Origin of the sequence: Inquilinus sp. (assembly GCF_039594555.1) — a bacterium.
GTDB lineage: Bacteria > Pseudomonadota > Alphaproteobacteria > DSM-16000 > Inquilinaceae > Inquilinus.
This window is the reverse complement of the sequence record NZ_JBCNNF010000199.1, coordinates 1-12647: the sequence shown is the minus strand read 5'-3', so window position 1 is coordinate 12647 and position 12647 is coordinate 1. Positions and strand designations below refer to the sequence as shown.

Sequence of the window (12647 nt, the reverse complement as noted above, 5' to 3'; positions counted from 1 at the left end):
CACCCTGGCCGACATCGGCGCCCGGGTGCGGGAAGCGAAGATCACCCGCACCGCGCTGATCCTGGTCGGCCGCGTGCTGGGCGGCGACACCGAATTCACCGACAGCGCCCTCTACGACCCGGCGCATGTCCATGTGCTGCGCCCGAAGCGCGGCACGAAAGTTGCTTCGATATGAAGCGAACTACCCCCTTTTGTCATTGCCGGGCTTGACCCGGCAATCCAGAGGCCACCGAGAGCTGCTCGGGCCGCCCTGGATGCCCGGGTCAAGCCCGGGCATGACAAGTGGGAGAATGACCTTAATGTCCGCAGCCTGACCCTGGAGACCCCCATGAAACTCGCCAAGACTCTCGCCCTGACCGCGCTGGCGACGCTGCTGCCGGCGGCGGCCTACGCCCATCCGGGGCATGACGTGGTCGGCTTCTCGGCCGGCTTCGAGCACCCGTTCTCGGGCCTCGACCACATCCTCGCCATGGTGGCCGTGGGCATCTGGGCCGGCCAGGTCGGCGGCCGCTACATCTGGCAGGCGCCGCTGGCTTTCTTGACGCTGATGGCGGTCGGCGGCATCGCCGGCATCCAGGGCCTCGGCCTGCCGATGGTCGAGCTCGGCATCGCCGGGTCGATCATCGTCTTCGGCGCGCTGATCGCGCTGGCGGTGCGGCCGGTGGCCTGGGTCGGCATGGCGGTGACCGGCGTCTTTGCCGTGTTCCACGGCTATGCCCATGGCGCCGAGATGCATCCGGATTCTTCCGCCCTGACTTACGGGCTCGGCTTCATCGCCGCGACCGCGATCCTGCACGGCATCGGCATTGGCGCGGCGCTGGGCCTGAACCGGCTGCGCTATGCCCCGGTGGAGCGCGCGCTGGGCGCCGCCATCGCCGTGGCCGGCCTAGTCATCGCGGCTGGCTGAGAGCACATCCGGCAATGGGCCCGGCGCGGCCGCTGGGCGGCGGTTTCTCCGCTTCCGGTGCTCACGCACCAAATGTGCGCTGCGCTCCGGTTCTCGAAACCACCGCCCATCGACTCACGCCGAACCCATTTCCGGACGCGCTCCGAGCCAGTCCAGCGCCCCGGCGACGTCCGGCACGGCCGGCGTCGAAGGGAGCGTCGGGCGCCGGATCATGACCACCGGGATCGCCGCCTCGCGCGCCGCCGCCAGCTTCGCCGCCGTGGCGTCGCCGCCGGCATTCTTGGCGACGACGGCGCGGATGCCGTGTTGGGCGATCAAAGCGTGCTCGCCGTCCAGCGTGAACGGGCCGCGCTCGCTCAGCAGCAGGCAGTTTGGCGGGAGGTCCTCCGGCGCCGGCGGCTCGATCGAGCGCAGCACGAAGCGCAAGGCAGGGCAGCGACGGAACGGCGCCACCTCCTGCCGGCCCAGGGTCAGCAGCACTGTGGAGTTGGCCGGCAGTGCCCCGGCCAACCAGTCGGCAGCGGCGGCGGCATCGGCCACGTCGATCCAGCGGTCACCCGGCACCGGCATCCAGGCCGGCCGCTCGATCCGCAGCAGCGGCACGCCCGCCTCGGCGCAGGCGGCCGCGGCATTGGCGGAGATCGTCGCGGCGAAGGGGTGGGTGGCATCGATCACCCGGTCGATGCGCTCGGCCCGCAGATACGCCGCCAGCCCGCCGGCGCCGCCGAAGCCACCGACCCGCACCGCGCCCGGCAGCGCCGTCGGTGCCCGGGTGCGCCCGGCCAGCGAGGTGACGACCTCCCAGTCCCCGGCCTGGGCCAGGGCGCGGGCCAGCGCCGCGGCCTCGCCGGTGCCGCCGAGGATCAGCAGCCGCCTACCAGCCATCGGCGGCCCCCACCAGCCCGCCCTGGCGGTCGAACACCAGGATCTCGACCGCGACGCCGCTGCCCTCGACCACGTCCTGCGCCGTCGCCTGGGCCCGTCGTGCCACAAGGTCGGCCAGGGCGATGCCGGCGCCGGAGGCCAGGTCCAGCACCTGCTTGGCGGTGTTGGCTCGCCGCGCCTGCCCGACGAGTTCGGCCGGGGCGCCGGCCTCGGCCAGCCGGTCGCCCAGCCAGTCGAAATCGACCTCGCTGCGGCCGGAGTGGAGGTCGAGGAAGCCCTGCGCCAGCTTGGTCAGCTTGCCGAAGCCACCGCCGATGGTCAGGCGCGGGATCGGATGCGCCTTGAGGTATTTCAGCAGCCCGCCCGCGAAATCGCCCATGTCGAGCAGCGCCGTGTCCGGCAGGCCGTAGCGCGCCACCACCGCGGCCTCGGAGGTCGACCCGGTGCAGCCGGCGACATGGGGCAGGCCGAGCGCCCGGGCGACATCGATGCCGCGATGGATCGAATGGATCCAGGCGGAGCAGGAGAAGGGCACGACCACGCCGGTGGTGCCCAGCACCGACAGGCCGCCGAGGATGCCGAGCCGCGGGTTCCAGGTCTTCTGCGCCAGCCTCTCGCCATCCGGGATCGAGATCTCGATCACCACGTCGCCAGGATCGCCGTGCTCGGCTGCGATCCGGGCCACGGCCTCGGTCATCATCCGCCGCGGCACCGGGTTGATCGCGGGCTCGCCGGGCGGAATCGGCAGGCCGGGCAGGGTGACGGTGCCAACACCGGGGCCGGCCCGGAAGGTGACGCCCGACCCGGCCGGCCCACGACGCACCTCGGACACCACCAGCGCGCCATGGGTCACGTCCGGGTCGTCGCCGGCGTCCTTGACGATGCCCGCGCGGGCCCAGCCGTCGCCTCGGCCCTCCAGCGCCAGGGCGAAGGCCGGGGTCTCGCCGCGCGGCAGGGTGATCGCCACCGGGTCCGGGAATCGGCCGGTCAGCAGCGCGGTATAGGCGGTGGCGGTCGCGGCGGTGGCGCAGGCGCCGGTGGTCCAGCCGCGCCGCAGCGGTCCCCCCTCGGGCGTCTGGACAGGTTTGCGGGCCATGATGGGTTTCGATACAGGAAGCGTCGCAAGCTGCCTAGCGGCGTCGCGGCATGGCTTTTAAGGTTCGGGTGATGGTTGATCTCCCTCTGCCCTTTCCGGCATTCGAGCCCGGCTGGGTCTGGCTGGTCGGCGCCGGCCCCGGCGACCCCGGCCTGCTGACGCTGCACGCGCTGCATGCGCTGCGCTCGGCCGATGTCGTGGTCTATGACGCGCTGGTATCCGACGCGATCATCGGCCTGGCCGCGCCGGGCGCACAGCTGGAATTCGCCGGCAAGCGCGGCGGCAAGCCGTCGCCGAAGCAGCCCGACATCACCGCCCGGCTGATCCAGCTGGCCCGGACTGGCAAGCGCGTGCTGCGGCTGAAGGGCGGCGACCCCTTCGTCTTCGGCCGGGGCGGGGAGGAGGGGCTGGCCCTGGTCGAGGCCGGCATCCCGTTCCGCATCGTCCCGGGCATCACCGCGGGCGTCGGCGGCCCGGCCTATGCCGGCATTCCGGTGACGCATCGCGACACCAACCATGCGGTCACCTTCCTGACCGGCCACGATGCCTCCGGCGACGTCACCGCCGGGGTTGCCTGGGACGCGATCGCCCGCGGGTCGCCGGTGATCGTGGTCTATATGGCGATCAAGCACATCGCCCGAATCGCGGCGCATCTGATCGAGGGCGGCCGGTCGCCGGACGAGCCGGTGGCGGTGATCAGCCGGGCGACGACGCCGGAGCAGCGGGTGGTCGAGACCACCCTCGCCACGGTGGCGGCGGATGTCGAGGCGCAGGGGCTGCAGGCCCCGGCGGTGGTGGTGGTGGGCGAGGTGGTGCGGCTGCGTTCGGCGCTCGATTGGCTCGGCGCGCTGGAGGGCAAGGCCCTGACCCCGGACCCGCTCGGCACCCGCGCGAAGGGCGAGGCGGGGTGATGATTTTGAGGCCTGTCCCCCTCACCCTCCCGCCGCCAACGCGGCGGGCCCCTCCCTCTCCCCAAGGAGAGGGAAAACAGAGCCGAATCGCCCTTTACCTCTCCTTGGGGAGAGGTCGAAATCGCGCAGCGATTTCGGGTGAGGGGGCGAGCGCGGTCCGTCCGGCTAACGCGGTCTAGCCATGCCTGTGCCCGCCCTGATGATCGCGGCGCCGGCCTCCGGCAGCGGCAAGACGGTGGTGACGCTGGGCCTGCTGCGCCATCTGCGCGACCGCGGCGTCGCCGTCGCCGTCGCCTCGGCCAAGTCCGGTCCGGACTATATCGATCCCGCCTTCCACGCCGCGGCCAGCGGCCGGGCCTGCGTCAACCTCGACGCCTGGGCGATGCGGCCGCAGACGCTGGATGCGCTGGCGGCGCGGCAGGCCGAGGGTGCCGATCTCCTGATCGTCGAGGCGGCGATGGGGTTGTTCGACGGCGCGCCCGGTCCCGGCTCGGTCGGGGATGGCTCGGCCGCGGACCTCGCCGCGCGCTTCGGCTGGCCGGTGGTGCTGGTGCTGGATGCCGGCGGCCAGGGCTTCTCCGCCGCCGCGGTGCTGGCTGGGTTCAAGGGCTTCCGCGACGACGTCCGGATCGCCGGGGTGATCTTCAACCGCGTCGGCAGCGCCCGGCACGAGGCGATCCTGCGCCGCGCCGCAGAGCATGCCGGCCTGCCGGTGCTCGGTTTCGTGCCGCGGCTGCCGGCCCTGGCGCTGCCCTCCCGCCATCTCGGCCTGGTCCAGGCCGGCGAGCATGCCGCGCTGGAGGCGTTCCTCGCGGCAGCCGGTGAGGTGGTGGGGGCGGGGGTGGATGTGGAGGTGCTCAAGCAGGTTGCTCCGATGAGTCCCCCCTCCCCCCGCGGGAGGGGGGTAGGGGGAGGGGGTTCGAGCCGCGGGAGCGATGCTTCTGGGCTAGGTTCCGCCATCGGCGTAGTCCCAGACGAACCGGATCGGAATCCTTCGATCGACAACCCCCTCCCCCTACCCCCCTCCCGCAAGGGGAGGGGGGACTCGGAGGGATTCGTCGTCCCCCCCCTCGGCCAACGCATCGCCGTCGCCGGCGACACCGCCTTCGCCTTCGCCTATCCGCATCTGCTGGCCGCCTGGCGCGAGGCGGGGGCGGAGATCCTGCCGTTCTCGCCGCTGGCCGACGAGGCGCCGGACGCGGACGCCGACGCGGTCTACCTGCCCGGCGGCTACCCCGAGCTCCATGCCCGCCGCCTCGCGGGCAACCGCCGCTTCCTCGACGGGCTGCGCGCGGCGGCGGGGCAGGGCCGGGCGATCTATGGCGAATGCGGCGGCTACATGGTGCTGGGCACCGGACTCACCGATTCCGACGGGAACCGCCACGCCATGGCCGGGCTGCTGCCTGTGGAAACCTCCTTCGCCGAGCGCCGGCTGCATCTCGGCTATCGCCGCGCCGCCCTGGCCGCCGCGACGCCGCTTGGTCCCGCAGGCGCCGTCTGGCGCGGCCATGAGTTCCACTACGCCTCGATCCTGTCCGAAGGGCCGGGCGAGGCGCTGTTCGAGGCCTGGGATGCGGAGGGCGAGCCGCTCGGCCGCCTCGGCCGGCGCGCCGGCTCCGTCTTCGGCTCCTTCTTCCACCTGATCGACCGGGCATGAGCATGGTTCAGCATGGCGGTGATCTGGCCGCGGCCGAAGCCCGCTGGGGCCGTCCCGCCAGGGGCTGGCTCGACCTCTCCACCGGCATCAACCCGGTGCCCTATCCGATCCCGGCGATCGATACCGCCGCGTGGCACCGGCTGCCGCAGCACGACCGGCTGCGCCGGCTGCTGGAGGCCGCGCGGTCCTGCTACGCCGCCCGGGCGGATGCGCCGACCGTCGCCGCGCCGGGCACCCAGATCCTGATCCAGCTGCTGCCGCGGCTGCGCCCCGGCGCCCGGGTGGCGATCCTCGGCCCGACCTATGGCGAGCACGCCGCCTGCTGGTCCGCCGAGGGGGCGACGGTGACGACGGTCCGTTCGATCGAGGAGGCCGCCGCGGCGGAGGTCGTCGTGCTGGTCAACCCGAACAACCCGGACGGCCGCATTGTCAGGTCTGGGCGCCTGACGGCCCTGGCCGACGATCTGGCGGCGCGCGGCGGCCTGCTGGTGGTCGACGAGGCCTTCGCCGAGGTCACTCCGGGCGTCAGCATCGCGGCCGAGGCCGGGCGCCCGGGCCTGCTGATCCTGCGATCCTTCGGCAAGTTTTTCGGCCTGGCTGGCATCCGGCTCGGCTTCGCCATCGGCGCGGCGACGGAGGTCGAGCGGTTGGCGCGGTGGCTCGGCCCCTGGGCCGTGCCGGGGCCGGCGATCGAGACCGGCATCGCCGCCCTGGCGGATCAGGGTTGGCAGGAGGCGGCACGGACGCGGCTCGCCACCGACGCGCGGCGGCTCACGGAGTTGCTGACGGCTGGTGGCTTCGCCGATCGCGGCGGCACTGATCTGTTCCGGCTGGTCGAGCATCCCCAGGCGACGATCATCCGGGATCGTCTCGGCCACGCCGGCATCCTGGTCCGCCGCTTCATGCATCAGCCGACATGGTTGCGCTTCGGCCTGCCGGCCGGCGAGGACGGATTTGCCCGACTGGCCGCGGCGCTGGGCTAAAGGCCCCGCAGCCGCGCCATCTGATAGCTGTCGACATAGGCGCCGTCGCGATAGGCGTAGGCCCGCTCGCAGCCTTCGATGACGAAGCCGAATTTCCGGTACAGCGCGATCGCCGGCACGTTGTCGGTCCAGACCCCGAGCTCCAGCCGCTTCAGGTTCAGCCAGTTGTCGGCGGTGTCGAGCAGCGCCGCCATCAGCACGGTGCCGATGCCCTGGCGGTGGAAATCGTCATGCACGCCGCAGGTCACGGCGCCGGCATGGGCGCGCCGGCCCTTGCCCGGCTGCAGCAGCGCCCGGCCGACCACCCGGCCCGCGACCACCGCGGCGAGGTGGATGTCGTCGGCCGGCGCCGATTCGAGGCGCCTGCGCACCTCCTCCCCCGACTGGAAGGGCAGGCGCAGCGTGCCCCAGCGGTAGCGCGGCTGGACCTGCATCTCGGCGATGTCGGGCCAGTCCGCGACCTGCAGCGCCCGGATGGTGACGTCGATCATGGGGACGGGTCCTTCGGTTCCGGCGCGTCGGGGCGCGGCCAGGCGTTGCGGGCCCAGTTGCCGACATAGGAGGCCAGGACCAGCGAGACGCCAGTGCCGATCCAGCTCGACTGGCCCTGCAGGTGGAACCAGATGACGAAGGCGGCGAGGCCGGCCGCGGCGGCGAACAGGAACAGGGCCGGCAGGCGGCTGCCGATCCTGATGTCGGCCGACCCGGTCATCTCGACGCCCGGGCCGGCCAGCCGCGTCGTCCGCCGCGGCGAATCCGGCTGCTGCAGCTCCACCGTCACCCGGCCCCGCCGGACCCGGCCGGCGCGGCGCCCGCGGCCGGAGGTGAGCGAGACCAGGATCATCGACACCACCATGGCCGCGACCGCCCAGGCGAAGGCGATGACGATGGTCAGGCCGGTGGCGGGGCGGTGCTCGTGCCAGTACAGCTGGCGGGCGATCAGGACCAGGCCGACTGCGAAGGCGGTGAACACGCCGCCGACCACGAGCATCGCGTTGGGCATGCGGGAGGGGATTCGCTTCGGCATGCTGCGACCATAATCCTGCCGGCCGCCGCCGCAAGCCGGTCCAAATCTGTTTTAAACTTAAAGCATTTCGTGATTAGATGGATGCAATCGCTTCCGCCCGACGGGGGCGCATGAAAGACTGGCGGCGCGACCGGCGGCCATCGCCGGCGCCCGATAAGAAACGGGGGAGAGCATCATGGCGAGACGCGTTCCGGCCTTGCTGGCGGCTGTGCTGATGATGGGGCTGGCGGCCCTGCCATCCGGCGCGCAGGCCGAGGAGGGCAAGCTCAAGATCGGCTTCATGGCCACGCTCTCCGGCCCGCCGGCGGCTTTGGGCCAGCACATGCGCGACGGCTTCCAGCTCGGGGTCAAGGAGTTGGGCGGCAAGCTCGGCGGCGTGCCGACCGAGGTGGTGGTCGAGGATGACGAGCTGAAGCCCGACGTTGCCGTCAACAAGGTCCGCAAGCTCCTGGAGAGCGACCAGGTCGACATCGTCGTCGGCGTCGTCTTCTCCAACGTCATGATGGCGATCGCCAAGCCGGTGACCGACGCCGAGAAGATCCTGATCAGCCCCAATGCCGGTCCGTCGCCGCTGGCGGGCAAGGGCTGCAGCCCGTATTTCTTCTCGGTCTCCTACCAGAACGACCAGAACCACGAGGTCATGGGCAAATACGCCCAGGACAAGGGCTGGACCAAGGTCGCGCTGATCGCCCCGAACTACCAGGCCGGCAAGGACGCGCTGGCCGGGTTCAAGCGCCACTACAAGGGCGAGGTGGCGGAGGAGATCTACACCCAGGTCAACCAGCAGGATTTCTCGGCCGAGCTGGCGAAGATCGCGGCGGCGCAGCCGCAGGCGGTGTTCGTGTTCATGCCCGGCGGCTCCGGCGTCAACCTGGTGCGGCAGTACCGCCAGGCCGGCCTGGCCGAGCGCATCCCGTTCCTGTCCGCCTTCACCGTCGACGAGACGACGCTGCCGGCCACCAAGGATGCGGCTTTGGGCCTGTTCGCCGGGGCGCAATGGGCGCCGAACCTGAACAATGCCGCCAACAAGGCCTTCGTCGCCGCCTTCGAGAAGGAATACGGCTACGAGCCGGCGCTGTACGCCGCCAACGGCTACGACGCGGCCAAGCTGATCGACGCCGCCATTCGCCAGGCCGGCGGCAAGACCGATGCGGAGACGCTGAAATCGGCCATCCGTGATGCGAAATGGGCCAGCGTCCGCGGTGACTTCGCCTGGAACAAGAACAACTTCCCGGTGCAGGACTTCTATCTGACCGAGGTGGTGAAGCGCGACGACGGCAAGATCGTCACCAGCCGGGTGTCGACCGTCTTCCCGCACTACGGCGACGCCTACGCCGACCAGTGCAAGATGGATTGAGGCGGGCGGCGCACTCCTCATGACTCCGCTGTTCCCCCCGCCGTCATTGCGAGGAGGCGAAGCCGACGAAGCAATCCAGGGGCCACGCCAAACCGCCCTGGATTGCTTCGCTGCGCTCGCAATGACGGTCTTTGTGGACAGGATGGCCCTGCAGCCATGAGCACCACCCTCCTGGTCGTCCAGGCCCTGAACGGGCTGCAGCTCGGCGTGCTGCTGTTCCTGATCGCGGCCGGGCTGACGCTGGTCTTCGGAGTGATGGACTTCATCAACCTGGCGCATGGCGTGCAGTACATGCTGGGCGCCTATTTCGCCGTCGCCTTCTACGGCCTGACCGGCCACTTCCTGCTGGCCCTGCTGCTGGCGCTGGCGGCCGCCCTGCTGCTCGGGCTGGTGCTGGAGGTGCTGGTGTTCCGGCACCTCTATGGCCGCAGCCATCTCGACCAGGTGCTGGCCACCTTCGGCCTGATCCTGTTCTTCAACGAGGCGGTGCGGACGCTCTGGGGCTCGTCGCCGCTGAGCTACCCGATGCCGGAGGCGCTGTCGGGGTCGATCGCGCTGATGCCGGGCCTCTTGTACCCGGTCTACCGGCTGGTGGTGCTGGCGGCCGGGCTCGGCGTCGCCCTGCTGCTCTGGATCCTGATCGCGCGCACCAGAATCGGCATGCGCGTCCGGGCCGGGGCCAGCAACGCCGACATGGTCTCGGCCCTCGGCGTCAACATCCGCCGGCTGTTCATGATCGTGTTCGGCGTCGGCACCATGCTGGCGGGCTTCGCCGGTGCCCTGGCCGGGCCGATCTTCGCGGTCGAGCCGAGCATGGGCGACAACTTCCTGATCCTGGCCTTCGTCGTCATCGTCATCGGCGGCATCGGCTCGATCAAGGGCGCCTTCATGGCCTCGCTGCTGGTCGGGCTGGTCGACACGCTCGGCCGGTCCTTCGCCACCGACCTGTTCCGCCTGGTGCTGGCGCCGGCCTCGGCCAACCAGGTCGGGCCGGCCCTGGCCTCGATGCTGATCTACCTGCTGATGGCCGCGATCCTGTTCTGGCGCCCGGCCGGGCTGTTCCCCGCCCATGGCCAGTGATGCGATGACCGGGGCAGGGACCCCGGCGCCCTCCGCGCTGCGCTCGGTCTGGCCGGCGCTGCTGATCTTCGCCGTGCTGGCGCTGGTGCCGGTGGTGGCGCCGCTGCTCGGCGGCACCTATCCGCTGACCGTGGCCGGCCGGATCATGATCTTCGCCATCGCCGCGATCAGCCTGGACCTGATCCTCGGCTATGGCGGGCTCGTGTCCTTCGGCCATGCCGCCTTCATCGGCCTCGGCGCCTATGCCGTCGGCATCCTCGCCGATGCCGGGGTGGAGGAGGGGCTGGTGCTGCTGCCGGCGGCGATGCTGGCAGCGGCGGTCTTCGCGGCGCTGACCGGCGCGGTGTCGCTGAAGACCCGCGGCGTGCACTACATCATGATCACCCTGGCCTTCGGCCAGATGGCATATTTCACCATGACCAGCCTGTCCGCCTATGGCGGCGATGACGGGCTGACGCTGTGGTCGCGGCCGCTGCTGGCCGGCTTCAAAGCGCTGAACGACCGGTCGGTGTTCTACTACGTCGTGCTGGTGCTGCTGGTCGCCGCCTGGGCGCTGTGCCGCGCCGTCACCCGGTCGCGTTTCGGCCGGGTGCTGCGCGGCTGCCGCGAGGATGAGGAGCGGATGCGCGCCCTCGGATACGACCCCTTCGCCTACCGCCTGGCTGCGACCGTGATCGCCGGGGCCATCGCCGGGCTGGCCGGGGCGCTGCTGGCGGTGCAGACCGAGTTCGTCAGCCCGGCCTACATGTCCTGGCAGCGCTCGGGCGAGCTGATCGTGATGGTGGTGCTGGGCGGCATCGGCAGCCTGCACGGCGCCATCGTCGGCGCCGCCGCCTTCCTGCTGGCGGAGGAGCTGCTGTCCGGCGTCACCGAGCATTGGCGGCTGATCTTCGGGCCGCTGCTGATCCTGGTGGTGCTGTTCCTGCGCGGCGGTCTCGGCGGGCTGCTGGGCAAGGTGCGCCATGACTGAGCCCGTTCTCCAGGTCGAGGGCCTGTGCAAGCGCTTCGGCGCCCTGACCGTCACCGACGGCGTCGGCTTCGACGTCCGGCCCGGCGAGATCCACGCCCTGATCGGCCCGAACGGCGCCGGCAAGACCACGCTGATCCAGCAGATCTGCGGCCGCCTCGCGCCCGATGCCGGCACCATCCGCTTCCTGGGCGAGGACATCACCCGCCTGCCGGCGCATCGCCGGGCCCAGCGCGGCCTGGCCCGCACCTTCCAGATCACCCGGCTGCTGCCCGGCTTCACCACGCTGCAGAACGTGGCGACGGCGGTGCAGCGCCGCTGCGGCTCCAGCTTCCGCTTCTTCCGGCCGGCCGGAAGCGAGCGCGGCATCGACGAGGCGGCGCGGGCGCTGCTGCAGCGCACCGGCCTCGGCGGCCGCGCCGAGGTGCCGGCGGCGGCGCTGAGCCATGGCGAGAAGCGCCAGCTCGAGCTCGCCATGGCCCTGGCGCTGGAGCCGAAGCTGCTGGTGCTGGACGAGCCGATGGCCGGCACCGGGCGCGAGGAGACGGCAAGGCTGGTCGAGCTGCTGCGCGGCCTCTCCGGCACCCTGCCGATGATCCTGGTCGAGCACGACATGAGCGCGGTCTTCGCCCTGGCCGACCGGATCTCGGTGCTGGTCTATGGCCGCGTCATCGCCACCGGCAGCCCGGAGGCGATCCGCGCCAACGCCGAGGTCCGCGCCGCCTATCTGGGCGAGGAGGCGGCGTGAGCGCGCTCTTGGAGGTCGAGGGGCTGGAGGCCGGCTATGGCGGCGCCCAGGTGCTGTTCGGCATCTCCTTCCGCGTCGCGGCGGGGGAGATCGCGACCCTGCTCGGCCGCAACGGCATGGGCAAGACCACGACGATCCGCAGCCTCTTGGGCCTGCTGCGCCCGGGCGCCGGGCGGATCCGGTTCGACGGCGCCGACGTCACCGGCCTGCCGCCCTACCGCATCGCCCAGGCCGGCATCGGGCTGGTGCCGGAGGGGCGGCAGATCTTCCCGACCCTGACGGTCGAGGAGAACCTGGTCGCCACTGCCGCCGACCGCTTCGGCCGCGCGGCGCCCTGGACGCTCGACCGGGTCTACGCCGCCTTCCCGCGGCTGGCGGAGCGGCGGCGGCATGGCGGCCGCCAGCTGTCGGGCGGCGAGCAGCAGATGCTCGCGATCGGCCGGGCGCTGATGACCAACCCGAAGCTGCTGGTGCTGGACGAGGCGACCGAGGGGCTGGCGCCGCTGATCCGGGCCGAGATCTGGGACTGCCTGGACCGGCTGAAAGGCGAGGGCCAGTCGATCCTGATCGTCGACAAGACCCTCGACGCCCTGCTGCGCCTGGCCCAGCGCCACGCGGTGATCGAGAAGGGGCGGGTGGTGTGGAGCGGCACCAGCGCCGAGCTCGCCGCAGCGGAGGGAACACGGGAGCGGTATTTGGCGCTATAGTGAGGGACAGTGTCGTCCAGCCCCGGGGAGTGCCAGATGAACACCGCCAACCTCCAGCTCGAAGGCGTCTATGCCGCGCTCACGGCGCTGATGACGGCGCTGCGCGACAAGGGGCTACTCGACCAGGAGGAGATCGACCAGGCGCTGGCGAAGGCCGAGGCCGGCCTCGCCGCCGATGCGCGGCGGCCGGCCGAGATCAGCGCCGCCAATGTCGAGGCGATCTGCTTCCCGCTGCGCTATCTGCGCATGGCCAACAAGGCCGCGGCGGAGGATCCGGCGCCGTCCTTCTCCGTCCTCGCCGCCCGCGTCGGGCAGAGCAAGG

General features: G+C 71.7%; 14 protein-coding genes. 10 read left to right on the top strand and 4 right to left on the bottom strand.

Translation table 11 applies throughout. The annotated features are described in order from the left end of the window. Positions 1-328 precede the first annotated feature (328 nt). Positions 329-907, top strand: coding sequence for a HupE/UreJ family protein (locus tag ABDW35_RS20665; protein WP_343715770.1), 579 nt, complete (start codon positions 329-331; stop codon positions 905-907). A gap of 114 nt (positions 908-1021) precedes the next feature. Here the strand turns inward: ABDW35_RS20665 and ABDW35_RS20660 are convergent, their stop codons facing one another. Together ABDW35_RS20660 and ABDW35_RS20655 are read right to left on the bottom strand one after the other, a co-directional pair. Beyond that, positions 1022-1792: a cobalt-precorrin-6A reductase gene (locus ABDW35_RS20660; RefSeq protein ID WP_343715769.1), complete on the bottom strand. Its 771-nt coding sequence runs from the start codon at positions 1790-1792 to the stop codon at positions 1022-1024. Then, positions 1782-2888, bottom strand: a complete 1107-nt coding sequence (locus ABDW35_RS20655) for a cobalt-precorrin-5B (C(1))-methyltransferase (RefSeq protein WP_343715768.1) — start codon at positions 2886-2888, stop codon at positions 1782-1784. Before ABDW35_RS20655 ends, ABDW35_RS20660 begins: the two co-directional genes overlap by 11 nt. A 71-nt stretch (positions 2889-2959) precedes the next feature. Between ABDW35_RS20655 and cobA the strand changes: the two genes are divergently transcribed. The 3 genes from cobA to cobD all read left to right on the top strand — a co-directional run bounded on the left by cobA (position 2960) and on the right by cobD (position 6439). After that, on the top strand, positions 2960-3799 hold the full coding sequence (gene cobA, locus ABDW35_RS20650) for a uroporphyrinogen-III C-methyltransferase (protein ID WP_343715767.1): 840 nt from the start codon (positions 2960-2962) through the stop codon (positions 3797-3799). 181 nt (positions 3800-3980) lie between these two features. Continuing rightward, positions 3981-5456, top strand: a complete 1476-nt coding sequence (locus ABDW35_RS20645; protein ID WP_343715766.1) for a cobyrinate a,c-diamide synthase — start codon at positions 3981-3983, stop codon at positions 5454-5456. Continuing rightward, positions 5453-6439, top strand: coding sequence for a threonine-phosphate decarboxylase CobD (gene cobD / locus ABDW35_RS20640; RefSeq protein WP_343715765.1), 987 nt, complete (start codon positions 5453-5455; stop codon positions 6437-6439). Before ABDW35_RS20645 ends, cobD begins: the two co-directional genes overlap by 4 nt. Here cobD and ABDW35_RS20635 read toward each other — a convergent pair. Further along, the gene (locus ABDW35_RS20635; protein WP_343715764.1) at positions 6436-6930 is read right to left on the bottom strand and encodes a GNAT family N-acetyltransferase; all 495 of its coding nucleotides are present in this window, start codon (positions 6928-6930) and stop codon (positions 6436-6438) included. The genes cobD and ABDW35_RS20635 overlap by 4 nt on opposite strands. After that, entirely contained in the window at positions 6927-7466 is a 540-nt protein-coding gene (locus ABDW35_RS20630) for a hypothetical protein (protein ID WP_343715763.1), read from the bottom strand. The genes ABDW35_RS20635 and ABDW35_RS20630 overlap by 4 nt, the downstream gene beginning before the upstream one ends. A gap of 175 nt (positions 7467-7641) precedes the next feature. Between ABDW35_RS20630 and ABDW35_RS20625 the strand changes: the two genes are divergently transcribed. The 6 genes from ABDW35_RS20625 to ABDW35_RS20600 form a co-directional block, all read left to right on the top strand. Continuing rightward, complete coding sequence (locus tag ABDW35_RS20625) at positions 7642-8823, top strand: ABC transporter substrate-binding protein (protein WP_343715762.1); 1182 nt, start codon at positions 7642-7644, stop codon at positions 8821-8823. Between the two features lie 156 nt (positions 8824-8979). Continuing rightward, on the top strand, positions 8980-9903 hold the full coding sequence (locus ABDW35_RS20620) for a branched-chain amino acid ABC transporter permease (protein WP_343715761.1): 924 nt from the start codon (positions 8980-8982) through the stop codon (positions 9901-9903). After that, the gene (locus ABDW35_RS20615) at positions 9893-10873 is read left to right on the top strand and encodes a branched-chain amino acid ABC transporter permease (protein WP_343715760.1); all 981 of its coding nucleotides are present in this window, start codon (positions 9893-9895) and stop codon (positions 10871-10873) included. The genes ABDW35_RS20620 and ABDW35_RS20615 overlap by 11 nt, the downstream gene beginning before the upstream one ends. Further along, positions 10866-11618: an ABC transporter ATP-binding protein gene (locus ABDW35_RS20610; protein ID WP_343715759.1), complete on the top strand. Its 753-nt coding sequence runs from the start codon at positions 10866-10868 to the stop codon at positions 11616-11618. The genes ABDW35_RS20615 and ABDW35_RS20610 overlap by 8 nt, the downstream gene beginning before the upstream one ends. After that, positions 11615-12325 (top strand): ABC transporter ATP-binding protein, encoded by a 711-nt coding sequence (locus tag ABDW35_RS20605; RefSeq protein WP_343715758.1) that lies wholly within the window; start codon positions 11615-11617, stop codon positions 12323-12325. Before ABDW35_RS20610 ends, ABDW35_RS20605 begins: the two co-directional genes overlap by 4 nt. A gap of 36 nt (positions 12326-12361) precedes the next feature. Next, positions 12362-12647, top strand: a 286-nt coding sequence (locus ABDW35_RS20600; RefSeq protein ID WP_343715757.1) for a hypothetical protein, incomplete at its 3' end; no start/stop codon positions are given.

Excerpts from the sequence above, each read along its gene's own strand:
- cobA (WP_343715767.1), top strand. The coding sequence starts at position 2,960 with ATGGTTGATCTCCCTCTGCCCTTTCCGGCATTCGAGCCCGGCTGGGTC.
- ABDW35_RS20610 (WP_343715759.1), top strand. The coding sequence starts at position 10,866 with ATGACTGAGCCCGTTCTCCAGGTCGAGGGCCTGTGCAAGCGCTTCGGC.
- ABDW35_RS20660 (WP_343715769.1), bottom strand. The coding sequence starts at position 1,792 with ATGGCTGGTAGGCGGCTGCTGATCCTCGGCGGCACCGGCGAGGCCGCG.
- ABDW35_RS20665 (WP_343715770.1), top strand. The coding sequence starts at position 329 with ATGAAACTCGCCAAGACTCTCGCCCTGACCGCGCTGGCGACGCTGCTG.
- ABDW35_RS20620 (WP_343715761.1), top strand. The coding sequence starts at position 8,980 with ATGAGCACCACCCTCCTGGTCGTCCAGGCCCTGAACGGGCTGCAGCTC.
- ABDW35_RS20655 (WP_343715768.1), bottom strand. The coding sequence starts at position 2,888 with ATGGCCCGCAAACCTGTCCAGACGCCCGAGGGGGGACCGCTGCGGCGC.
- ABDW35_RS20625 (WP_343715762.1), top strand. The coding sequence starts at position 7,642 with ATGGCGAGACGCGTTCCGGCCTTGCTGGCGGCTGTGCTGATGATGGGG.
- ABDW35_RS20635 (WP_343715764.1), bottom strand. The coding sequence starts at position 6,930 with ATGATCGACGTCACCATCCGGGCGCTGCAGGTCGCGGACTGGCCCGAC.
- ABDW35_RS20615 (WP_343715760.1), top strand. The coding sequence starts at position 9,893 with ATGGCCAGTGATGCGATGACCGGGGCAGGGACCCCGGCGCCCTCCGCG.
- ABDW35_RS20645 (WP_343715766.1), top strand. The coding sequence starts at position 3,981 with ATGCCTGTGCCCGCCCTGATGATCGCGGCGCCGGCCTCCGGCAGCGGC.
- ABDW35_RS20630 (WP_343715763.1), bottom strand. The coding sequence starts at position 7,466 with ATGCCGAAGCGAATCCCCTCCCGCATGCCCAACGCGATGCTCGTGGTC.
- cobD (WP_343715765.1), top strand. The coding sequence starts at position 5,453 with ATGAGCATGGTTCAGCATGGCGGTGATCTGGCCGCGGCCGAAGCCCGC.